Annotated in this window: 20 protein-coding genes and 1 tRNA gene; 12 read left to right on the forward strand and 9 right to left on the reverse strand. The window is 69.2% G+C overall.

The window, feature by feature from the left end:
• Positions 1-59: 59 nt before the first annotated feature.
• From OG804_RS30120 to OG804_RS30135, 4 genes are all read right to left on the reverse strand, one after another.
• Positions 60-131 (reverse strand) — tRNA-Val (locus OG804_RS30120).
• Positions 132-163: 32 nt separating this feature from the next.
• On the reverse strand, positions 164-628 hold the full coding sequence (locus OG804_RS30125; protein ID WP_328392016.1) for a peroxiredoxin: 465 nt from the start codon (positions 626-628) through the stop codon (positions 164-166).
• Between the two features lie 63 nt (positions 629-691).
• Positions 692-1114, reverse strand: coding sequence for a DUF3052 domain-containing protein (locus OG804_RS30130; RefSeq protein WP_328392017.1), 423 nt, complete (start codon positions 1112-1114; stop codon positions 692-694).
• A gap of 129 nt (positions 1115-1243) precedes the next feature.
• Entirely contained in the window at positions 1244-1798 is a 555-nt protein-coding gene (locus OG804_RS30135; protein ID WP_328392018.1) for a hypothetical protein, read from the reverse strand.
• 234 nt (positions 1799-2032) lie between these two features.
• Between OG804_RS30135 and aceE the strand changes: the two genes are divergently transcribed.
• From aceE to OG804_RS30170, 7 genes are all read left to right on the forward strand, one after another.
• Positions 2033-4843 (forward strand): pyruvate dehydrogenase (acetyl-transferring), homodimeric type, encoded by a 2811-nt coding sequence (gene aceE, locus OG804_RS30140; RefSeq protein WP_328398835.1) that lies wholly within the window; start codon positions 2033-2035, stop codon positions 4841-4843.
• 10 nt (positions 4844-4853) lie between these two features.
• Positions 4854-6188 carry a PucR family transcriptional regulator gene (locus OG804_RS30145; protein WP_328392019.1) on the forward strand — a complete coding sequence of 445 codons (1335 nt, stop codon included), beginning with the start codon at positions 4854-4856 and terminating at the stop codon, positions 6186-6188.
• Between the two features lie 128 nt (positions 6189-6316).
• Positions 6317-7231, forward strand: a complete 915-nt coding sequence (locus OG804_RS30150) for an ACP S-malonyltransferase (RefSeq protein WP_328392020.1) — start codon at positions 6317-6319, stop codon at positions 7229-7231.
• Positions 7232-7358: 127 nt separating this feature from the next.
• Positions 7359-7661: a meromycolate extension acyl carrier protein AcpM gene (gene acpM, locus OG804_RS30155; RefSeq protein ID WP_328392021.1), complete on the forward strand. Its 303-nt coding sequence runs from the start codon at positions 7359-7361 to the stop codon at positions 7659-7661.
• 10 nt (positions 7662-7671) lie between these two features.
• Positions 7672-8922: a KasA/KasB family beta-ketoacyl-ACP synthase gene (locus OG804_RS30160; protein WP_328392022.1), complete on the forward strand. Its 1251-nt coding sequence runs from the start codon at positions 7672-7674 to the stop codon at positions 8920-8922.
• Between the two features lie 120 nt (positions 8923-9042).
• Positions 9043-10476 (forward strand): acyl-CoA carboxylase subunit beta, encoded by a 1434-nt coding sequence (locus tag OG804_RS30165; protein WP_328392023.1) that lies wholly within the window; start codon positions 9043-9045, stop codon positions 10474-10476.
• 330 nt (positions 10477-10806) lie between these two features.
• A complete protein-coding gene (locus OG804_RS30170) occupies positions 10807-12567 on the forward strand; it encodes an Eco57I restriction-modification methylase domain-containing protein (RefSeq protein ID WP_328392024.1) in 1761 nt (586 codons plus the stop codon).
• Here OG804_RS30170 and OG804_RS30175 read toward each other — a convergent pair.
• The 3 genes from OG804_RS30175 to sigJ form a co-directional block, all read right to left on the reverse strand.
• On the reverse strand, positions 12552-13169 hold the full coding sequence (locus OG804_RS30175; protein WP_328392025.1) for a TetR/AcrR family transcriptional regulator: 618 nt from the start codon (positions 13167-13169) through the stop codon (positions 12552-12554). The two genes, OG804_RS30170 and OG804_RS30175, sit on opposite strands and share 16 nt — an antisense overlap.
• 434 nt (positions 13170-13603) lie before the next feature.
• On the reverse strand, positions 13604-14119 hold the full coding sequence (locus OG804_RS30180; protein ID WP_328392026.1) for a gamma carbonic anhydrase family protein: 516 nt from the start codon (positions 14117-14119) through the stop codon (positions 13604-13606).
• Between the two features lie 71 nt (positions 14120-14190).
• On the reverse strand, positions 14191-15132 hold the full coding sequence (sigJ, locus tag OG804_RS30185; RefSeq protein ID WP_328392027.1) for an RNA polymerase sigma factor SigJ: 942 nt from the start codon (positions 15130-15132) through the stop codon (positions 14191-14193).
• A 377-nt stretch (positions 15133-15509) separates the two neighbouring features.
• Between sigJ and OG804_RS30190 the strand changes: the two genes are divergently transcribed.
• Positions 15510-16487: a cobalamin biosynthesis protein gene (locus tag OG804_RS30190; protein WP_328392028.1), complete on the forward strand. Its 978-nt coding sequence runs from the start codon at positions 15510-15512 to the stop codon at positions 16485-16487.
• Positions 16488-16494: 7 nt separating this feature from the next.
• Here OG804_RS30190 and OG804_RS30195 read toward each other — a convergent pair whose 3' ends face one another.
• Both OG804_RS30195 and OG804_RS30200 read right to left on the reverse strand, forming a co-directional pair.
• The gene (locus OG804_RS30195; RefSeq protein WP_328392029.1) at positions 16495-17349 is read right to left on the reverse strand and encodes an SURF1 family cytochrome oxidase biogenesis protein; all 855 of its coding nucleotides are present in this window, start codon (positions 17347-17349) and stop codon (positions 16495-16497) included.
• Positions 17349-17855, reverse strand: a complete 507-nt coding sequence (locus OG804_RS30200; RefSeq protein WP_328392030.1) for a low molecular weight protein-tyrosine-phosphatase — start codon at positions 17853-17855, stop codon at positions 17349-17351. Before OG804_RS30200 ends, OG804_RS30195 begins: the two co-directional genes overlap by 1 nt.
• Before the next feature lie 43 nt (positions 17856-17898).
• On the opposite strand from OG804_RS30200, the gene cobC reads away from it, so the two are divergent.
• From cobC to OG804_RS30220, 4 genes are all read left to right on the forward strand, one after another.
• Entirely contained in the window at positions 17899-18942 is a 1044-nt protein-coding gene (gene cobC / locus OG804_RS30205) for an Rv2231c family pyridoxal phosphate-dependent protein CobC (protein ID WP_328392031.1), read from the forward strand.
• Between the two features lie 11 nt (positions 18943-18953).
• Positions 18954-20114, forward strand: coding sequence for a Nif3-like dinuclear metal center hexameric protein (locus OG804_RS30210; RefSeq protein WP_328392032.1), 1161 nt, complete (start codon positions 18954-18956; stop codon positions 20112-20114).
• A gap of 103 nt (positions 20115-20217) precedes the next feature.
• Positions 20218-20955 (forward strand): zinc ribbon domain-containing protein, encoded by a 738-nt coding sequence (locus OG804_RS30215; protein WP_328392033.1) that lies wholly within the window; start codon positions 20218-20220, stop codon positions 20953-20955.
• 266 nt (positions 20956-21221) lie between these two features.
• The gene (locus OG804_RS30220) at positions 21222-22361 is read left to right on the forward strand and encodes a bifunctional RNase H/acid phosphatase (protein WP_328392034.1); all 1140 of its coding nucleotides are present in this window, start codon (positions 21222-21224) and stop codon (positions 22359-22361) included.
• Positions 22362-22420: the final 59 nt, after the last annotated feature.

Here is a 22420-nt window from a genome sequence, read left to right on the forward strand (position 1 = left end):
CGCGCCGGTGCAGGCCCGCCGTACCGGGTGCGGGTCGGGGCCGACCGGCAATTCAGCTGTGGGCGCAGAGGGGTTCGAACCCCCGACCGCTGGTGTGTAAAACCAGAGCTCTACCGCTGAGCTATACGCCCGTATCCCCCGGAGCGCTGTCCGGGGGACCGGTCTATGAATCTAGCGCGGCGAGCGCTTTCTCCCAAGCCGCCTGGTCACGGGGCTCTCCGGGACCGTTCATCTCCGCGAAACGGATGATTCCCTCCCGGTCGACGACGAAGGTGCCGCGGTTGGCGAAACCTGTGGTGTCGTTGAAGACGCCGTACTCCTGGGCCACCGCGCCGTGCGGCCAGAAATCCGACAGCAGCGGGAAGGTGTAGCCCTGTTCGGCCGCCCAGATCTTGTGGGTGGGCGGCGGACCGACCGAGATCGCGATGATCTCGGTGTTGTCGTTCTGGAACCGCGGCAACTCGTCGCGGACCTTGCAGAGTTCACCCTGGCAGATGCCGGTGAAGGCCAAGGGGTAGAAGACGATCAGGACGTTCTTCTCGCCGCGATAGTCCGACAGCGAGACTTCCTGATTGTTCTGATCCTTGAGGGTGAACTCCGGCGCCTGCGTGCCGACCTCTAGGGGCATGAGGTTCCTCCAAATCTCGGGCAGCGCACATCGTCGAGAGGTGCGCCGACAGCTATGGGCGGCTCAGCGCTGCTTGGTGGGGGCCTTGGGCTGCACCAGTCGGCTGGCCGACCATTCGCCGAGTTTGATGGCCGAGGTCTGGGTGAGCCCCGCGGTGGGTGCGGCCTCGGCGATCTCACTGGGATCGACATGGCCGTCGTTACCGGTTTTGGGGGTGAGCACCCAGATGAACCCGTCGTCGGCGAGTGGGCCGATTGCCTCCATCAGCTCGTCTACCAGGTCACCGTCGCCGTCCCGCCACCACAGCAGGACGACATCGATGACCTCGTCGGAGCCCTCGTCCAGCAGTTCACTGCCGGATGTCTCTTCGACGTCGGCCCGAAGGTCGTCGTTGGTGTCCTCGTCCCAACCCAGCTCCTGGACAACCAAGCCGTGGGTGATGCCAAGCTTCTGAGCGAAATTCTGATCGTCCGCCGCGGCGACCACGGTGGCGTCCTCCTCAACTCCCGACTACAGATATCTGCAAGCGAACATGGTTATCGGCCCTAACGCAAGCCGATCGGGTAGATCAAATATTCGATGTCGCGATAAACCCCTGGTGACGGGCGATCCGGGTCAGCTGGGGCAGGCATCGCGCACCGCGTTGCGCGCGTCGTTCACACGCTTGCTCGCATCGTTGAGAGGTCCTACGGGGGAGGTGTAACTCATCTCCCGGGTCGCCTGGGCGAGGCCGCGGGCGGCATCGACGTAGGCGGTGAATTTGGTCTTCAGCTCCTCGGGCAATTGGGTGCCCGCGGTGTTCACTCCGCCCTCGACCTGTTTGGCGGCATCCTCCAACGCGGTCACCGCGCCGTCGCGTTTGGCGGCGTAGTCGGGGGCGTTGTCGTCGTGCGCGTCGACGAAGTCGTTGTACTTGCTCACCCCCACCCCGGTGGTGCCCGGGAACAGGGTGCAGTTGTCGGAGATGGCCTTGTCGCGGGCCGCGGCGATCTGCGAGGACGTGGCAGCGGCGGACGAGGACGACGCGGCGTTGCGGTAGGCGGTCGCTTCGGCGGCGTTGGGTGTCGCCATACCTGCGACCTGCTGCGCGCAACCCGTCACGGTCGCGCCGGCGACCAGTGCCGCCGCGGCGCACACCAGCCCGAATCGGCGCGGATCCAGCCCTTCCATCGTCCTCCCGACTCCTCGGTAACCGCTGCCTGTCGAACGGTACTGGATCGGCGGCTGACATGATGATGTGGGACGCGCCACGCGAGGACGCGGGCGCGCCCGGAATAGTCGTCACGAGTGATCCGCACACCAGCGGGCCGCTCGGGGTCACCGCAGCCATCAGCTCGACCACCCCCTGTACGAGGAGCAGTTTTGACCGATCTGATCCACTCTGGCGTCCCGGCGGAATCCGCTGTGCCGGGTTCCGCTCCCACCCCTCGCGACGCCAACGGCGTGCCGCCCGGTGGCCGAGTCCGCGTGATTCGTGAAGGAGTGGCGTCCTACCTACCGGATATAGATCCGGAGGAGACCAGCGAATGGCTCGAGTCCTTCGATGAGATGCTCGAGCGTGAGGGCCCCGGCCGGGCCCGCTACCTGATGTTGCGGATGCTCGAGCGCGCCGGTGAGCGCCGGGTGTCCATTCCCGCGCTGACGTCCACCGATTACGTCAACACCATTCCGACCGAGAACGAGCCCTGGTTCCCCGGCGACGAGGAGACCGAGCGGCGCTTCCGGGCCTGGATTCGCTGGAACGCCGCCATCATGGTGCACCGCGCGCAGCGCCCGGGTATCGGCGTCGGCGGCCATATCTCGACCTACGCGTCCTCTGCGGCGCTCTACGAGGTCGGCTTCAACCATTTCTTCCGCGGCAAGGACCATTCCGGCGGCGGCGATTCGATCTTCATCCAGGGTCACGCCTCGCCCGGTATCTACGCTCGCGCCTTCCTCGAAGGCCGACTGAGCACCGATCAGCTCGACGGTTTCCGTCAGGAATACAGCCACGGCGGCCTCGGCAAGGGTCTGCCCTCGTATCCGCATCCGCGGCTGCTGAGCGATTTCTGGGAATTCCCGACGGTGTCGATGGGCCTGGGCCCGATGAACGCCATCTATCAGGCGCGGTTCAACCACTACCTGCACGATCGCGGGATCAAGGACACCTCCGATCAGCACGTGTGGGCGTTCCTGGGCGACGGCGAGATGGACGAACCCGAATCGCGCGGCCTGGCCCAGGTAGCGGCCATGGAGGGTCTGGACAATCTGACCTTCGTGGTGAACTGCAACCTGCAGCGCCTGGACGGCCCGGTCCGCGGTAACGGCAAGATCATCCAGGAACTGGAGTCGTTCTTCCGCGGCGCGGGCTGGAACGTCATCAAGGTGATCTGGGGTCGCGAGTGGGACGCGCTGCTGGGCGCCGACCGCGACGGCGCGCTGGTGAACCTGATGAACAGCACCCCGGACGGTGACTACCAGACCTACAAGGCCAACGACGGCGCGTATGTCCGCGACCACTTCTTCGGCCGCGACCCGCGCACCAAGGCACTGGTCCAGGACCTGTCGGATCAGGAGATCTGGAACCTCAAGCGCGGCGGTCACGACTACCGCAAGGTGTACGCGGCCTATGCGGCGGCGCTGGCGCACAAGGGTCAGCCGACGGTGATCCTGGCCAAGACCATCAAGGGCTACACCCTCGGGAAGCATTTCGAGGGCCGCAATGCCACGCACCAGATGAAGAAGCTGACCCTGCAGGATCTGAAGGACTTCCGCGACCTGCAGCGGATCCCGATCAGCGATGCCGAGCTGGAGAAGGATCCGTACCTGCCTCCGTATTACCACCCGGGTGCGGAGACCAAGGAGATCCAGTACATGCTGGATCGCCGCAAGGCGCTCGGCGGGTATCTGCCGGAGCGGCGGACCGACGTGGCACCGCTGAAGCTGCCCGGCGACGAGGCGTACAAATCGGTGCGCAAGGGGTCCGGGAAGCAGAACGTCGCCACGACCATGGCGCTGGTGCGGCTCATGAAGGAACTGCTGCGCGATAAGGAGATCGGCAAGCGCATCGTGCCGATCATCCCGGACGAGGCCCGCACCTTCGGTATGGATTCCTGGTTCCCGTCGCTGAAGATCTACAACCGCAACGGCCAGCTCTACACCTCGGTCGACGCGGAACTGATGCTCGCCTACAAGGAGAGCACGGTCGGGCAGATCCTGCACGAGGGCATCAACGAGGCCGGTTCCACGGCGTCGTTCACCGCGGTCGGCACCTCGTACGCCACGCACGGCGAGCCGATGATCCCGCTCTACATCTTCTATTCGATGTTCGGGTTCCAGCGCACCGGCGACGGTCTGTGGGCCGCGGCCGATCAGCTGGCGCGCGGTTTTGTCCTCGGCGCGACCGCCGGCCGCACCACGCTCACCGGTGAGGGCCTGCAGCACAACGACGGACATTCGCTGCTGCTGGCGTCCACCAACCCGGCGGTGGTGTCCTACGATCCGGCGTTCTCGTTCGAGATCGCCCATATCGTGCGGGACGGCCTGCGTCGGATGTACGGCGGTACGCCGGGCGTCGACGGGTTCGGCGGCGAGAACATCTTCTACTACATCACCCTGTACAACGAGCCCTACCAGCAGCCGGCCGAGCCCGAGGGACTCGATATCGACGGGCTGCTCAAGGGGCTGTACCTGTACAAGAAGGGTGGCGCGGGCGATGTCCGGGCGCAGATCCTGGTCTCCGGGGTCACCGTGCCCGACGGTCTGCGGGCCCAGCAGTTGCTCGCCGACCACTGGGGTGTGGCCGCCGACGTCTGGTCGGTGACGTCCTGGGGTCAGCTGCGCCGCGAGGCCCTCGAATTGGAGATCGAGGCGCTGCACCATCCGGGCGAGGATCCGGGGCAGCCGTATGTGGCCCGGGCCCTGGCCGGTGCCGAGGGGCCGTTCGTGGCCGCCACCGACTGGATGCGTGCCGTGCCGGATCAGATCCGTAAATGGGTGCCGGGCGATTTCACCACGCTGGGTACCGACGGGTTCGGCTTCTCCGATACGCGCCCGGCGGCTCGCCGCGTGTTCAATGTCGACGCCGAATCCATCGTGGTCGCCGCTCTGGCCGGACTGGGCCGGATCGGCCGGCTCGATCCGGCGAAGGCCGCCGAGGCCGCCGCCAGGTACCGGATCGACGATGTGTCGGCCGCGCCGGAGTTCACCGCCGGCGGGGCCGGAGACGCGGAGTGACGGCGGTTCGATGATCGAACGCAGACCACCGCGGCCCCGCCGGGTCACCGAGGGCTCCAACGAGCACGAGGTGTATCTGCCGACAGGTGCGCTGTCACCGAACCGGCAGACCCGCGACCCTTTGCCGGACACGCTGCTCAAACGCGTCAAGCAGTTCTCCGGCCGGCTGTCCACCGAGGCAGTGGGGTCGATGCAGGACCGGCTGCCGTTCTTCGCCGATCTGGACGCCGCGCAGCGCGCCGGGGTCCAGATGCTGGTGCAGACCGCGGTGGTCAACTTCCTGGAATGGCTACAGGATCCGGACAGTGATATCCGGTTCAGCCTGGACGCCTTCCAGGTCATCCCGCAGGATCTGGCGCGGCGGCTGACGCTGCGCCAGACCGTGGACATGGTGCGGGTGGCCATGGAGTTCTTCGAACAGTGGCTGCCTGCACTGGCGCGCAACGACCGGCAACTGGTCGCGCTCACCGAGGCGGTGCTGCGATACGGGCGTGAGCTCGGCTTCGCGGCCGCCTCGGTGTACGCCAGCGCGGCCGAATCCCGGGGCGCCTGGGATACCCGCCTGGAAGCGCTCGTGGTGGACGCGGTGGTGCGCGGCGATACCGGACCCGACATGCTCTCGCGGGCGGCCACGCTCAACTGGGACGCCACCGCGCCCGCGACGGTGCTGGTGGGTACCCCGCCGCGGGATCAGGGCGTCTCGGTGGTGGGCGCGGTGCACACCATTGCGGCCCGGCACGGCCGGGCCGCCCTGGCGGTCGTGCAGGGCGCGCGGTTGGTGATGGTGGTGAGCGGACAGTTGGGCGACACATTGCACACATCGCCGTTCATGGCCGATCTGCTCACCGAGGCGTTTTCCGACGGTCCGGTGGTGATCGGACCGACGACCCGCACACTGGGCGCCGCGCACGGTAGCGCCCTGGAAGCGCTGGCGGGCATGGAAGCGGTGATCGGCTGGCGCGAGGCGCCGCGCCCGGTACACGCCATGGAATTGCTCCCGGAACGTGCCCTGCTCGGGGACCGAGCTGCGGTCGACGCGCTCGTCGAGTACCTTGTCCTTCCGTTGGCTTCTGCGGGTTCCGCCCTGGCGGACACCCTGGATGCCTACCTGGAGTGCGGTGGTGCGGTCGAGATGTGCGCCCGTCAACTGTACGTTCATCCAAATACTGTGCGTTATCGCCTGAAGCGGATCGGGGAAGTCACCGGTCGGGACCCGCTGAATCCGCGCGATGCGTATGTGTTACGAATCGCGGCCACAGTAGGCCGTTTGACACGAACACGTAACGAATCGTCAACACCGGTCTCAGAGGACTCTTTTGTCCCAGTGGACAAGGATGGGCTGTAACGCCGACCCCGATTCGGTCGATCCGGACACCCCACGCGGGCTTTTGTGGGGACCATACAAAACCTGTCCGCAAGCTCTATTCGCGTCGACATCTCGCAAATGCGGTCTCACAGTGTTTTCTTAGGTACGTGATCGCGTTGTTCGCCCCTGGACAGGGCTCTCAGACACCCGGCATGCTCGCGCCCTGGCTCGACCTGCCGGGCGCTCATGACCGCCTCGCACTGTGGTCGAAGGAATCGGGCCTGGACTTGGTCCGGCTCGGGACCGAGGCGACCGCCGAAGAGATCACCGATACGGCGGTGACTCAGCCGCTGGTGGTCGCGGCCGCACTGCTCGCCTTCGCCGAGATCGGCGAGCGGCGGGTACCGGCCGACACCATCGTGGCCGGACATTCGGTGGGTGAACTCGCCGCCGCCGCGGTGGCCGGAGTGATCTCGGCCGACCAAGCGGTTACGCTGGCAGCCATCCGCGGTACCGAAATGGCGAAGGCGTGCGCGCTGGAGCCGACCGGGATGTCCGCGGTGCTCGGCGGCGACGAGGCCGCCGTGCTGGCTCGGCTCGAGGAACTCGAACTGGTCCCGGCCAACCGCAATGCCACCGGACAGATCGTGGCGGCGGGACGGCTGGACGCACTGGCCGAACTGGCCGCGAATCCGCCGGAGAAGGCCCGGGTCCGGGCGCTTCCGGTGGCGGGTGCGTTCCACACCGAGTTCATGGCCCCGGCTCGACAGGCGGTAGCGGCGGCGATCGCCGAGATCACCCCGCACGAACCGACTCGCCCGCTGCTGTCGAACTCCGACGGCAAGCCGGTCGAGTCCGGTGCGGACGCGGTGGCTAAGCTCGCCGCGCAGATCACCCGGCCCGTCCGGTGGGATCTGTGCACCGAAACCGTCCGGCAGGCCGGCGTTTCGGCGGTGGCGGAGTTGCCACCGGCGGGAACCCTGGTCGGAATTGCCAAACGGGAGCTCAAGGGCACCCCCAACCTGGCGCTGAAGACCCCGGAGGACATCCCCGCGCTGGCCGAGCTCACGAGCTCGGGCTAGCGTGCCTGCGGCCGTGTTTCCGCGAAACCTCGCGGGAGTACGGCACCGAGTGACGTAACTGTTCGTCTACTCGACCCGAAGAAATATGCAAAGCCCTACCCGGAAAAATTGAGAAGGGAGCCACGAAGTGGCCGCTCTGACCCAGGAACAAATCGTCGAGGAACTCGGCAAGATCATCGAAGAGGTGACGGGTATCGAACCCTCCGAGGTGACCATCGAGAAGTCCTTCGTCGATGACCTGGACATCGACTCGCTGTCCATGGTCGAGATCGCGGTGCAGACCGAGGACAAGTACGGGGTGAAGATCCCGGACGAGGACCTGGCCAGCCTGAAGACCGTCGGCGACGCCGTCGGCTACATCCAGAAGCTCGAGGCGGAGAACACCGACGCCGCCGCCGAGCTCAAGGCCAAGTTCGACAGCGCCGAGTAGGGCCGACACCGTGACCACTCCTTCCACCTTGAACGGGAACTTCCCGAACGTCGTCGTTACTAGCTTGGCGGCGTCCACGTCGATCGCGGGTGACGTCGATGCGACGTGGAAGGGTCTCCTCAACGGCGAGAGCGGTATCGACGTTCTCGAGGATTCCTTCGTCGAGGAATACGACCTACCGGTCCGCATCGGCGGTCATCTGAAGGTTCGTCCCGAAACCCTGCTGAGCAGGGTCGAGATCCGCCGGATGGCCTACGTCGAGCAGCTCGCGACCGTGCTCGGCCGCGAGGTCTGGCGTAATGCGGGCAGCCCGGAGGTCGATCCGGACCGGCTGGGTGTGGCCATCGGCACTGGACTTGGTGGCGGTGACGCGCTCATCGATTCGGTAGACAAGCTGAAGAACGGGGGCTATCGCAAGATCTCGCCGCTGGCTGTTCAGATGGTCATGCCGAACGGGCCGTCGGCCGTCGTCGGTCTCGAGCTGAAGGCCAGGGCAGGAGTGGTCACTCCGGTCTCGGCGTGCTCGTCGGGCTCGGAGGGCATTGCCAACGCATGGCGGATGATCGTCATGGGCGACGCCGATATGGTCGTCACCGGCGGTGTCGAGGGCTTCATCGACGCCGTGCCGATCGCCGCGTTCACCATGATGCGCGCGATGAGCACCCGCAACGACGACCCGAAGGCCGCCTCCCGGCCGTTCGACAAGGACCGCGACGGTTTCGTCTTCGGCGAGGCCGGCGCGCTCATGGTCATCGAGACCGAGGAGCACGCCAAAGCGCGCGGGGCCACCATCCACGCCCGCCTGCTGGGCGCCGGCATCACCTCCGACGGCTTCCACCTGGTCGCGCCGGACCCCGAGGGCACGGGCGCCGCCCGCGCCATGACCCGGGCCATGCAGACCGCGGGTCTGTCCAAGAAGGACATCACCCATATCAACGCGCACGCCACCGCCACTCCGATCGGCGATACCGCCGAGGCGAGGGCGATCAACCTGGCTGTGGGCAACCACGCCTCGGTCTACGCGCCCAAATCGGCGCTCGGGCACTCGATCGGCGCCGTCGGCGCGCTGGAGTCCGTGCTCACCGTGCTGGCCGTTCGGGACGGTATCGTGCCGCCGACCCTGAACCTGGAGAACCAGGATCCAGAGATCGACCTCGACGTGGTGGCCGGCGAAGCCCGCCGCCAGGAGATCGAGTACGCGATCAACAACTCGTTCGGTTTCGGTGGGCACAATGTCGCGCTCGCCTTCGGTCGGGCATAGCACCCCGATCGAATTGTTCGACGACCCACTGCGGGGCCGCCGGTTCACCGGTCGGCCCCGCGCTGGGCTTCGACAACTGCGGCCCGCGTTTCGGCCGCACACATTCGAGGAGAGAACGCGATGACGATTATCGCTCCGGCCCGCCATCAGGACACCGCGACGGATCCGCGTGATCCCCTCGGGCGGTTGCAACGCTTCTTCGACCCCGGCACCCTGCTGCCGTTGCACCCGCGCGACAAGTCCGGTGTGCTCGCCGGGGTGGGTGAGGTCGACGGCGTCCGCACCGTCGCCTACTGCTCGGACGCCACCGTGATGGGCGGCGCCATGGGTGTGGAGGGCTGCCGGCACATCGTCGACGCCATCGATACCGCCATCGACTCCGGAGCGCCGGTGGTCGGCCTCTGGCATTCCGGCGGCGCCCGGCTCGCCGAAGGTGTAGAAGCTCTGCACGCGGTCGGCCAGGTCTTCGAGGCCATGGTCCGCGCGTCCGGCCTGGTGCCGCAGATCTCGGTGGTGCTCGGCTTCGCCGCCGGCGGCGCCGCCTACGGCCCCGCGCTCACCGATATCGTCATCATGGCGCCCGAGGGCCGCGTATTCGTCACCGGACCCGATGTGGTCCGCAGCGTCACCGGCGAGCAGGTGGATATGGTCACCCTCGGCGGTCCGGAAACCCACGGCAAGAAGTCGGGTGTCACCCATATCGTCGCCGACGACGAGGCCGACGCCGTGCACCGGGCACGCCGGCTGGTGTCGATGTTCGCCGAACAGGGCGAATTCGATCTCGTCGCCGCCGAACACGGCAATGTCGACCTGCGGGCCATGCTCCCGGCCTCGGCCAAACGCGCCTACGACGTCAAACCACTGGTCCACGAACTGCTCGACAATGTCGACGGCGAATCCAGCTTCGAGGAACTGCAGGGCGGATACGCCCGCTCCATGGTGACCGGCCTGGGCCGGCTGGCCGGCCGCACCGTCGGTGTACTGGCGAACAACCCGCTGCGACTGGGCGGCTGCCTGGATTCCAAGAGCGCGGAGAAGGCGGCCCGGTTCGTCCGGATGTGCGATGCCTTCGGCATCCCGCTGGTCGTCATCACCGATGTGCCCGGCTATCTGCCCGGTGTGGGTCAGGAATGGGACGGCGTGGTCCGGCGCGGCGCGAAACTGCTGCACGCCTTCGCCGAGGCCCGGGTCCCGCGGGTCACCCTGGTGACCCGCAAGATCTACGGCGGCGCCTACATCGCGATGAACGCCCGCGCGCTGGGCGCCACCGCGGTCTTCGCCTGGCCGGGCTCGGAGGTCGCGGTGATGGGCGCCAAGGCCGCCGTCGGCATCCTGCACAAGAAGGCCCTGGCCGCCGCCCCCGACGCGGAGCGCGAAGCCCTGCACGAGCGGCTCACCGCCGAACACGAGGCGATCGCCGGAGGTGTGGAACGAGCGGTGGCCATCGGGGTCGTCGACGAGATCATCGACCCGGCGCACACCCGCAGCGTGATCGCCGCCGCGCTGGCCGCCGCACCCTCGCGGCCGAGTCACCACAAGAACATCCCCCTGTGAGCTAGTTTGCGGGCCACTCTGCAGCCGTGAAACGTCCGCCTTCGCGAACTGTCACCCCCTCCCTGCGCCGAGTCCAGCGAGGCCCTCGAAGGTCGAGGCCCGGCCCGGCGTTCAGCCCTCGAAGCGCATGCGCCGCAGGCGCGAGTCTCGAGGGCTGAACGCCGGGCCCTCAGGGGCCTCGACCCGCGAACGCCGCAGGCGGCGCCAAAACACAGACCTTCGTGGGTGGGCTTCCGTTTCGCTGGGCGTGAGTGCTCCCGCCCCGCCGGAGGTGGGCCGAATACACCGGAAATGATCTGCTCGCCCACCCGAGTCGACGACAATGCGCAGATGGGACGCGATGGAGCGGGGGCTCGCGAGCGTAAACGGCACGGCCGGCACTACACACCCGCGACACTCGCGGGGTTTCTGGCCGGGCGGGTCGCCGAGCGGATCGATGTACCCGGACAAGGCGTGCGGGTGCTGGATCCGGCGTGCGGGTCCGGTGAGCTGCTGTTCGCGATCAGGGACGCGCTCGCCGCGCGGCTACCCGGAACGTCGGTCGAATTGGTCGGCTACGACCTGGACCCGGCTGGGCTGTCGCTGGCCCGGCGCCGCGCCGCAGAGGCGGGGGTCGATGCCGAGTGGCGGCAGTCGGATTTTCTGGCCGACTGCGCGGGGTTGCCCGGCGAATCGTTCGACGCGGTGATCGCGAACCCGCCCTATGTGCGCACTCAGCAGCTCGGCGGTGTGACGGCGCAGGCGTTGCGGGGTCAGTTCGGTCTGCGTGGCCGGTTCGACCTGACCCATCCGTTCGTCGCCGCGTTGCCGCGGCTGCTGGTACCGGGTGGAGTGCTCGGGCTGTTGTGTGCGAATCGGTTCCTGACCACGAAGGCGGGCGCGAACCTGCGGGCGGTGTTGCTGGCCGATCTGACGCCGGTGGAACTGTACGACCTGGGCGACACCAAACTGTTCGAGGCGGCGGTATTGCCGGCGGTGACCATCGCGGTGCGCGGCGGGGCGCGGGGGAACTGCCGGTATGCCTCGGTCTACGAGGACGATCCGGGTGGGCCGACGGGGCCGGAATCCGCCGCCGGGGGTGCGCTGGCCGAGGTCGCGGATTCCGCGCACCGGCCGGATTCGGCGCGCGGCGGGCCGGTCGCGGATCCGGACCTGTTCGCGGCGCTGCGGGGCGCCGACGGTGCGACGGTGTGGCGACACGGCCGCAGGTTCACGGTGGCGGTAGGGGAGTTGGCGACCGAGACCGGACCGGCCGACACGTCGGTGGGATGGCGGATGTCGCGCGTGGGGCACGACGACTGGTTGCGCGGGGTCTCCCGGCAGATGTGGCGGACATTCGGGGAGCTCGGGCGTATCCGGGTGGGGATCAAAACCAACGCGGACAAGGTTTTCATCGCCGCGCATTGGGGGGATCCGGCGACCGAGCCGGAGCTGCTGTGCGATCTCATCACCCATCACGATCTGCGGCCGTGGCGGATCGAGCGGTCGCGCGCGACCCGGGTGCTGTATCCGTACGACCTCACCCGGACCCGCCGGGTCCCGGTGGATCTGGCCCGGTATCCGCGTACCGCCGCCTACCTGGAGCAGCATCGGGAGGTGCTGGCGGCACGGGCCTATCTCACCGGCGCGGGCCGGAAATGGTTCGAGCACTGGGTGCCGCAGCGTCCGCATCTGTGGCGGGTCCCGAAGGTGGTGTTCCCGGATATCAGCGACCGGCCGCGTTTCGCCCTGGACCGTTCCGGTGCGGTGGTGAACGGCGATTGTTACTGGATATCGCTGGCGGATCTGGGTGGGGACGGCGGCGCCGAGGATATGGCCTGTTTGATGATGGGTGTCGCGAACTCCGCGCTGGGCCTGCGGTACTACGACGCGATGTGCGGCAACCGCCTGTATTCCGGCCGGCGGCGCTGGATCACCCAGTATGTGTCGCGGCTTCCGTTACCCGATCCGGGCACCTCGGTGGCCGCCGCGATCGTGCACCGGGTGCGCGCGTTCGCCGAGGAGCCGGAGCCCGGTGCGGCGGCGCAGGCGGAGTTGGACGCGCTGGTCTATCGGTCCTTCGCGCTGAGTGGAGATCAGCCGGCGCTGTGACCGGACACCATCGGCAGTAGGGTGCGGCGAGCGAACTCGCGGCCCGCTGCCTCGTCCTGGATCGGGATGAGGCCGTCCGGGGTGAGGGCCAGCGACAGCGCCAGCCGGGCCATTATCTCGGCGATCAGGTCGGGATCGAAATCGATACCGCTGTCGTTGAGCTCGCGCAGTTTCGCGGCCAGATAGGTGCGGCCGACGGCCAGGATGGGCCCGGCCTCGGTGGTGAGGCGGGGCAGGACGAGATCGGGTTCGGTGCGCAGCAGCCGGATCAGCAGCGGATTTCCGGCGATGGCGGAGATGAAGGCGACGAAGATCTCCACGAGTTGATCCTCGGAGCCGGCCACCGTGCGCACCCGGTCGTCGATCTTGGCGACGAAGCGTTGCGCCTCGCGGATGGTGACGGCTTCGACGAGGTCGTTTTTCGATTCGAAGCGGCGGTACAGGGTCGCGGGGCTTATTCCGGCGCGGCGGGCGATCTCACCCATGCTGGTGCGTTTGATCCCGAAGTCCAGGAATGCCGATAACGCACTGTCGAGCACTTTCCCGCTGTCGGCGGGGGGCTGGGCCAGGATGCGCTGCAGAATCGGCGGTACGGGAGACATGGTTTTCCCACCTTATCGGACGTCCGGGGCGCCGAGTGACCTGCGCGTTGGTTTGGTGCCGGGCATCACTCCCGCGGCAGGTCCAATTCGGCCATCTCGTGTTCGATCGCATTCGCCGCGAAATCGACTCCTCGGGAACGGAGTTCGTGCACGCGTCGCCGCAGTGCCTCGATTCCTCCCGGTTGAGCGGCTATATCCGCCACGCTGACCTGTCCGGTCGGCCGACGCATCCCGGACTGCTCGCACGCCACCCGTCATACCTCCTGCCGGACACGTTCCCGTGCCCCGTGTCCGGGCCGCCCGAAACGCCGACACCTTGCAGGACAGCGGGTTTCGAGCTTGCCCGTCTCCCCGTTTTCGTTGTCCCCATCGTATCAGTCACCTACTGGACGCTTGTCCAATTATGTGTCCGGTGCGGTCCCGGGACGAAGGTCTCAGAGCTCCTTCGCCGACTGATGCTCGGACATGTGGTGCAGGTAGACCATGGCGTTGAGCTCCACCCCGCGCTGCTGTTCGGCGGTGAGCTCGCGCCGGACCTTGCCCGGCACACCGGCCACCAGCGAGCCCGGCGGGATCTGCGCGCCCTCGGGGATCAGCGCATTGGCCGCGATCAGGCTGCCCCGGCCGATCACCGCCCCGTTGAGCACGGTCGCACCCATTCCGATCAGGCAGTCGTCCTCGATCGTGCACCCGTGCAGGATCGCGTTGTGCCCGACCGACACCCCGGCGCCCACGGTGGTGGGGAAGCCGGGGTCGGCGTGCAGCACGCAGCCGTCCTGGATATTGCTGCGCTCGCCGACGGTGATCAGCTCGGTATCGCCGCGCAGTACCGCGTTGTACCAGATGCTGGCCTGGGCCTCGAGCCGCACCTTGCCGATCACGGACGCATTCGGCGCGATCCACGCGGTGTCGTGTACCTCGGGCTGATGTCCGCTGACTTCGATCCTCATATACGCAACCTAACGCGCCCGGCTCCGCCGCCGGAGAGGCGGTGAGCCGCGACCGCCACGATCCGCGCGCGTCAGCCCTGCCCGGGCTCGCGCAGCGGCCATTCGGGCCCGTCGCCGAGTGGGAGGTCGCGCATCTTGTCGGGATTGCGTACCGCGTGGATGGCGGTGATCCGTCCCTGGTCGACGGTGAAGGAGAAGATCCCGTGGTGCCGTCCGTCGAAGATCAGCAGGCCGGGCATGCCGTTGACCTCGATCATCCGGCCCCAGCCGGCCTCCGCCGCGGGCGCGCGATACCAGCCGACCAGCACCTCGGCGATGTACTCGGCGCCCCGCAGTGGCTTGCGGACCGCGGCGACCTTGCCGCCGCCGTCGGCGGTGAACGTCACGTCGCTGTCGAGCACACCCAGCAGCGCGCCCATATCCCCGGACCGCCAGGCCACCGCGAACGCCGAGACGACCTTCTCGTGCTCGTCGGGCGAAGCGGGGAATCGCGGGGTGCCGTCCTCGACTCGTTTACGGGCGCGGGAGGCGAGCTGCCGGACCGCGGCCGGGGTGCGGCCGACGACGTCGGCGACCTCGGGTCCCGACATCCCGAACACGTCCTGCAGAACGAAGGCGGTGCGTTCGGCCGGTGACAGCGATTCCAGCACCACCAGCAGCGCCATGGTGACCCGTTCGTCCTGGGAGATCCGATCCGCCGGATCGTCCCAGGTCCCGACAGCGGGCTCGGGCAGCCATTCCCCGACGTACTGTTCGCGCCGCACCCGCGCGGAGCCGAGCTGATCCAATGCCAGCCGTCCGGTGACCGTGGTGAGCCAGGCCTGCAGGTTGTCGATCGGCGCGTTCCCGGCCTCCTGATGCCGCTGCAACCGCAACCACGCCTCCTGGACGATATCGTCCGCGTCGGCGAGGCTGCCGAGGGTGCTGTAGGCGAGGCGACGCAGATAGGGGCGCAGTTCCTCGAAGCTCCGGGCCAGCTCGGCAGGATCGGCGGCGGCGCGTCGGTCGGTCACTGCGGTTCCCCGTTCGGTCGTGCCCGGTACCGGGCGGATTCGGTGTCAGCCGGTAGACGACGCAGCTCTCACGAGTGTGACACCGGTGCGCCGGACCGCCGCGACAGGTCGCTCACCCACTGCGACAATGCGGTGTGGTCACCAACGATATCCGTTTCGTTGCCGGCCGCTGCTGACGCGGATCGCGGTCACCGAGGCGCTGGTGGTGTGGGATTCGTTCGAGCAACCGCACCGCGCGGCGCGCGACTACGGGACATTCGGTCCGTTCCGGTTCGACCGCCGCCGATACGACGAGGCTCTCCGGGCGCTGGACCAGGTGAACGGCCGAGTCACGCGCCCGGCGACGACCCGGCGATGCCGGTGGATACGCTCACCCGGTGCGTAGAGGCGTGTCCACCGCGGCCGGGTTGTTGATCGGGTTCACCCTGGACCGCGCGTTCGGCGACCCGCGGCGATGGCACCCGGTGGCGGGATTCGGCGCGGTGGCGGTGAGCGTGGAGTCGGTGACCTACACCGATCACCGGGCCGCCGGGGTGGCGCACGAACTGGTCCTGGTCGGGTCGGTGGTGGGTGCGGGTCTCGCACTGCGTCGCGGTGGCGCGGTGCCGGTGGCCCTGGCCACCTGGACGGTGCTGGGCGGTCGCAGCCTGACCCGGACCGGGCTGGATATGGCACGGCGGCTGGAGTCTGGGGATCTGTCCGGCGCCCGAGAACTGCTGCCCGCGCTGTGCGGGCGCGACCCGGAGGCGCTCGATGCCGACGGTCTGGCGCGGGCGACGCTCGAGTCCATCGCCGAGAACACCTCCGACGCGACCGTCGCGCCGCTGGTGTGGGGTGCGGTGGCGGGGGTTCCGGGTCTGCTGGGCTATCGGGCGATCAACACCCTCGACGCCATGATCGGCTACCGCAACGAGCGCTATCTGCGCTTCGGCTGGGCGGCGGCCCGGCTCGACGACGCCGCGAATCTGCTGCCGGCCCGGCTCACCGGGCTGCTCACCGCGCTGGTGGCGCCGGGTGTCGGGGGTCGGCCCGGGACGGTGCTGCGGACCTGGCGTCGCGACGGCGGCCGACATCCGAGTCCGAACGCGGGTGTGGTGGAAGCGGCCGCGGCCGGCGCTCTCGGGGTCCGGCTGGGGGGACGTACCGAATACCGGCACGGCGTAGAGCAGCGGCCCGAACTGGGTGCGGGCGAGCCGCCGACCGTCGCGGATCTGCGCCGGGCCGTGCGGTTGTCCGAACTGGTTCAGTTCGCGGCACTGGGTTCGGCGGTGGCGGTGGCGCTGCTGTGCGCGAGCGTGCGAGAACGTGCGCGAGGTCGGGCCCGCGCCGGCCACGCGGGCCGGACGCGGCGCTGACAGCGCCTCAGGACCGGGTGCGGCCGTATCGGTCGGCCAAGCGGGCCTCGGTGGTGACCGGCTCGGGGTCGGTGGGTCTCGGGTCGGCGGGATCGGGACCGGCCGCCGGTGTGCGCTGTTTGCGGCGTTCGCGGATCTCGGCCCACGCGAAGTAGCCGAGTCCGAGCGGCGCCATGACGCCGAACGCGAGCCATTGCAGGCCGTAGGAGAGGTACGGTCCGGCGTCGAGCTGGGGGAGCGGGACCGGTGCGAACGCGCCCGGCTGTTCCTCCGACAATTGGAGATAGGCCCCGCGTTCGCCCACCGGGACGGCCGTCAGCGGCAGGCCGAGCACCGTGGTCTCCTGCGGGACGTCGATCGAGTAGACGTGCGGGACGCCGTCCTGAACCGCGGGGACGCGTCCGGGGTCGATGTTCTCCGATACCCGGACCCGGCCCTCCACCCGCTGAACGCCGGTCGGCGCGGGCGTGATCGGGGGCGGCTGGGAGCCGTCGACGGCCGCCACCAGACCGCGGTCCACCAGCAGCGTGCGACCGTCGGTGAGGGTGAAGGCGGACAGGACGCCGAAGGCCGGTGCGCCGTCGAGATGGCGCAACCGCACCAGCACGGTCGAATCGGGAACGTAGGCGCCCTCGGCGTACACCTTCTGCCATTCGGTGGCCGCGCCGCCGTCCAGCGCGTCGGTGATGTCGACCGGGTCGGCGTCGACCGACTCGGCGATCAACTGGTTGCGCTCGGAGGTGGTCTCGTTCTTACCGAGCTGCCAGGGGGCCAGCACGGTGAAACACAGGTAGGCGAACGCGACCACGACCGCGGCCAGGATCAGCCAGCCCGGGCGGAGCAGGAAGGTGAGGCGGCGCATCAGGCCGCACCGCCGGTGACGGGGGCGCGATCGTCCAGCGCGGCGTGGATCCAGTCCAGCAGTCCGGGGACCGCCGCCTCGATCTGGGCGCGGACCAGCTCGAACTCTGCCGTCTCCCCGTAGTAGGGGTCGGGTACGTCGGTGCCGTCGGCGGCCGGGTCGAAACTGCGCAGCAGCCGGCGGCGCTGGTGCGGGACGCCGCGGACGGCCAGGTTCCGGTCGTGTTCGGTGGTCATCGCGACGACGAGATCGGCGTCGGCGTGCTCGGGGCCGAATCCGGTGGCCCGGTGGCCCGTGGGGTAGCCGTGGCGGCGCAGTGTCTCGGTTGTGCGCGGATCGGCGTCGGATCCGGCGTGCCAGCCGTGGGTGCCGGCGCTGCTCACCCGGACACGGTCGCTCAGACCGGCGCGGGACAGATGCCCGGCCAGGATCTTCTCCGCCATCGGGGACCGGCAGATATTGCCGGTACAGACGAACGATATGTGCAGTTCACCCACGACAGCCATTCTGGCGGGTCGATCGGCCCGAGCGCCACGTAGGGTGCGTCTCATGCTCGCCGATCATGTCGATTTCGCCGGATTGCGTCATCACGGCGATGTGGAAGCTCAGCCCGGCCTGCTCGATTTCGCGGTGAACGTGCAGGGCAGCGGGCCACCGAAGTGGTTGCGTGACCGATTGGCCGCCGCGCTCGACACGCTGGGCCGGTATCCGGCCGCCGCGGACGACCGCAGCGCCCGGGAAGCGGTGGCCGCCCGGCACGGGGTCCCGGCCGACCATGTGCTGCCGCTGACCGGCGGTGCGGAGGGTTTCGCGCTGCTGCCGCGGCTGCGGCCGCGGCTGGCGGCGGTGGTGCATCCGTCGTTCACCGAGCCCGAGCTGGCACTGCGCGAGGCGGATGTCCCGGTGCGCCGGGTGGTGCTGGAACCGCCCTACGTCCTGGACCCCGCCTTGGTCCCGGAGGACGCGGACCTGGTGGTGCTCGGCAACCCGACGAACCCGACCTCGGTCCTGCACCCGGCGGCCGCCGTGCGCGCCCTGCTGCGCCCGGGGCGGATCGTGGTGGTGGACGAGGCGTTCATGGACGCGGTGCCCGGCGAGCCGGAATCCCTGGCCGTGTCGGCGGGGGCCGGGCTGCTGGTGCTGCGCAGCCTCACCAAGACCTGGGCCCTGGCCGGGCTGCGCTGCGGCTATTTCCTGGGAGATCCGTCGGTGCTGGGGCAGCTGGTGCGGGGCCGGGCGCATTGGCCGCTGGGCACGCTGCAGCTCGCCGCGATCACCGCCACCGCCGGATCGCGCGCGCTTTCCGAGGCCGAGGCGCGGGCCCTGGCCATCGGGTACGACCGCGCGGAGATGGCCGAGCGGCTCACCGAGGCCGGTGTGGAAGTACTGCTCCCGGCGACGGCGCCTTTTCTGCTGCTCCGCGTCGAACACGGGGATATGCTGCGCGAATATCTGCGCCGCAAGGGGATCGCGGTCCGTCGTTGCGATACCTTCCCGGGTCTGGGACCGGATCATCTGCGGGTGGCGGTCCGGCCGGCGGCGGACGTCGACCGGCTCGTGCAGGCGCTGCGGACGGCGGGTCGGCTCGTATAGCGGTGTGCGCCATGATTGTCGCCGATCGACTCTCGAGAGAAAGGTGCACCGTGGTCACCGTTGCCGAACTCGTCACGACGCTGGAGACGGCCTATCCGCCACGGCTGGCCGAACCGTGGGATTCGGTGGGACTGGTGTGCGGCGATCCCGGGGAGGTCGTGCGGCGGGTGCTGTTCACCGTGGACGTCACCGAAGCCGTCGTGGCCGAGGCGGTGCGGTGGGGCGCCCAGGTCGTGGTGGCCCACCATCCGCTGCTGCTGCGCGGCGTGGACAGTGTCTCGGCCGACCGGCCCAAAGGGGCGCTGGTGCATCGGCTGATCCGCGCGGGCTGCGCGCTGTTCACCGCGCATACCAACGCCGATTCCGCCGACCCCGGCGTCTCGGACGCGCTGGCCGCGGCGCTCGGGCTGACCGTGACGGGTCCGATCGACCCGAAACCGGTTGCCGCTGTGGACAAATGGACCGTGCAGGTGCCGCCGGAGCATGCCGACGCGGTGCTCGCCGCGCTGTTCGCCGCGGGTGCGGGCGGCACCGGGGACTACCGGGAAGCGGCCTGGCAGGCGCCGGGCATCGGCCAGTTCCGGCCGCTCGACGGCGCGAACCCGGCCGCCGGCGCGGTCGGCGAGCTGTCCCGGGTCGTCGAGGACCGCCTCGAGGTGGTCGCCGCCCCCGGCGTTCGCGCGGCGGTCCTGGCGGCGCTGCGCGCGGCGCATCCCTACGAGGAACCCGCCTACCACGTGACCGAACGGGCCGGCCTGCCCGGCACTCTCGGCCTGGGCCGGATCGGCACGCTCGCCGAGCCGCTGACGTTGCGCGAGTTCACCGCCCGCGCGGCCGCCGCGCTTCCGGAGACCACCTGGGGAGTGCGCGCGGCGGGCGATCCGGACCGGGTGCTGCGCACGGTGGCCGTCTGCGGCGGGGCGGGTGATTCGCTGCTCGATACCGTCACCCGGCGCGGGGTCGACGCCTACCTCACCGCTGACCTGCGCCATCATCCGGCCGACGAACATCTGCGGCGGTCCGGCCCGGCGCTGATCGATGCCGCCCACTGGGCCACCGAGTTCCCTTGGTGCGCGCAGGCGGCCGCGGTGGTGGCCGACGGCCACCCGGAACTGGAAACGCGCGTATCCACCGTGCGCACCGACCCCTGGACGGTCGGCTGCGGCGGCTGATCGCGGTCCGGGCGAGTTCGGACCGGTGGGCGGTCCGGGCGCGTGACCCGCGGAGTACGGTGGACGTTCTATCCGTCCACAGCGTGCAGGGAGTTCGTTAGCGTTGAATGTCGAACCATCGATTCAGGCCCAACTGCTGCGTCTCGCCGAGGTCGACACCGAGCTGACCCGGATTGCGCACCGGCGCCGTGTTCTCCCCGAACAGCAGGAGGTCGACCGGTTCGAGGCGGAACGCAACGCGCACAAGGACGCGGCCGTGGCCGTGGAGATCGTGCTGGACGATCTCGATCGCGATATCCGCAAACTCGAGGGTGAGATCGAGGCGGTCCGCAAACGCGAGGATCGCGACAAGGGCGCGCTGGAGGCGGGCTCGGTCGGCGCCAAACAGCTGTCCGAACTGCAGCACGAGCTGACGAGTCTGGAACGCCGTCGCTCGGTGCTCGAGGACGAACTGCTCGAGGTGATGGAACGCCGTGAGGCCTCCGCGGCCGACCACGAACACGCCGGCGCCCGGCTCGACCGGACCGAATCCGAACTCGAGGTCGCGCGCGGTCGCCGCGACGAGGCGGTCGCCGACCTCGACGTGGCCCAGCAGCGCTGCGAGAACGATCGCGCGAAACTCCTCGGTGTCTTCCCGGAGGAGCTGCTCAAGATCTATGACCGGCAGCGCACCGCGCACGGCACCGGCGCGGCGCTGCTGCAGGCCCGGCGGTGCGGGGCATGCCGGATCGAACTGGATCGCGGCGAGATCGCCCGGATCGCGAAAACCGCACCCGACCTGGTGGTGCGCTGCCCGGAATGCGGTGCGGTGCTGGTGCGGACCAAAGAATCCGGATTGTGAGACCGCGCCGGACAGCGGAGCCCGAGTAGCACAAAGGACACAGCATGAGCGAGTCAGGCCCGGAGGCGGCAGCGAGTGTAACCACGGAGGGCCCTCGCTCGTGCACAAAGGACACAGCATGAGCGAGTCAGGCCCGGAGGCGGCAGCGAGTGTAACCACGGAGGGCCCTCGCTCGTGCACAAAGGACACAGCATGAGCGAGTCAGGCCCGGAGGCGGCAGCGAGTGTAACCACGGAGGGCCCTCGCTCGTGCACAAAGGACACAGCATGAGCGTGCGCGAGGTGATCGTCGAGGCCGACGGCGGGTCGCGGGGCAACCCGGGCCCGGCAGGCTACGGGGCCGTGGTGTTCGACGCGGACCGGGTCGGGGTGCTCGCCGAACGTAAGGAAGCCCTCGGTGTGGCGACCAACAATGTCGCCGAGTATCGGGCGCTGATCGCCGGCCTGGAGGCCGCCGCCGAACTCGGCGCGCGGGTGGTCTCGGTGCGGATGGACTCCAAACTCGTGGTCGAGCAGATGTCGGGCCGTTGGAAGATCAAGCACGCGGCTCTCGTCCCGCTCGCCGATCGCGCGCGCCGGTTGGCGGCCGGGTTCGAGCGGGTGGGCTACCGGTGGATTCCGCGGGCCGAGAATTCCCATGCCGATCGGCTGGCGAACGAGGCCATGGACGACGGTGAACTGGTCGACGAGGTGCGCGCGGCCGAGTCGTCCCCGGCCGCCGCCGATTCGGCCGGTGACTCCCGCAGTGCGGCGGCGCGACTCGCCGGCCCGGGCCCGGGGTGGACCGGTGCCACCGGGCGCCCCACCCGGCTGCTGCTGTTGCGGCACGGTCAGACCGAACTCTCGGTCCAGCGGCGCTATTCGGGTCGCGGCAATCCGCCGCTGACCCCGGTGGGCCGGGAGCAGGCGGCCCGGGCGGCGAAAATGCTGGCCGCCAAGGGCGATATCTCCGCCATCGTGACCTCGCCGCTGGGTCGTGCCCGGGAGACTGCCGAGGCCGCCGCCGCGGCCCTCGGGATCGAGGTGCGGGTGGTCGAGGGGCTCACCGAAACCGATTTCGGCGACTGGGAGGGGTTGACGTTCCAGGAAGCCGCCGAACGCGACCCGGATCTGCATGCCCGCTGGCTGGGCGACCCGTCGCTGCGGGCGCCCGGCGGTGAGAGTTTCGACGAGGTCCGGGAACGGGTGGAGCAGGTGCGCGCCGATCTGGTTGCGCGGTATCCGGGCGGGAACGTCGTGGTGGTGAGCCATGTGACGCCGATCAAGACGCTGCTGCAACTCGCGTTGGGGGTCGGCCCGTCGCTGCTGTACCGGCTGCACCTGGATCTGGCGTCGCTCTCGGTCGCGGAGTTCTATCCCGATGGTGGTTCGTCGGTGCGGCTGGTCAACGGTACGAGCTATCTCTGAGAAGCAGGTGGCCGACGGGGATCTCGTAGATCCGAGCGGCGCGCACGGTTACCGACCCG

This window comes from Nocardia sp. NBC_00416 (genome assembly GCF_036032445.1).
GTDB lineage: Bacteria > Actinomycetota > Actinomycetes > Mycobacteriales > Mycobacteriaceae > Nocardia.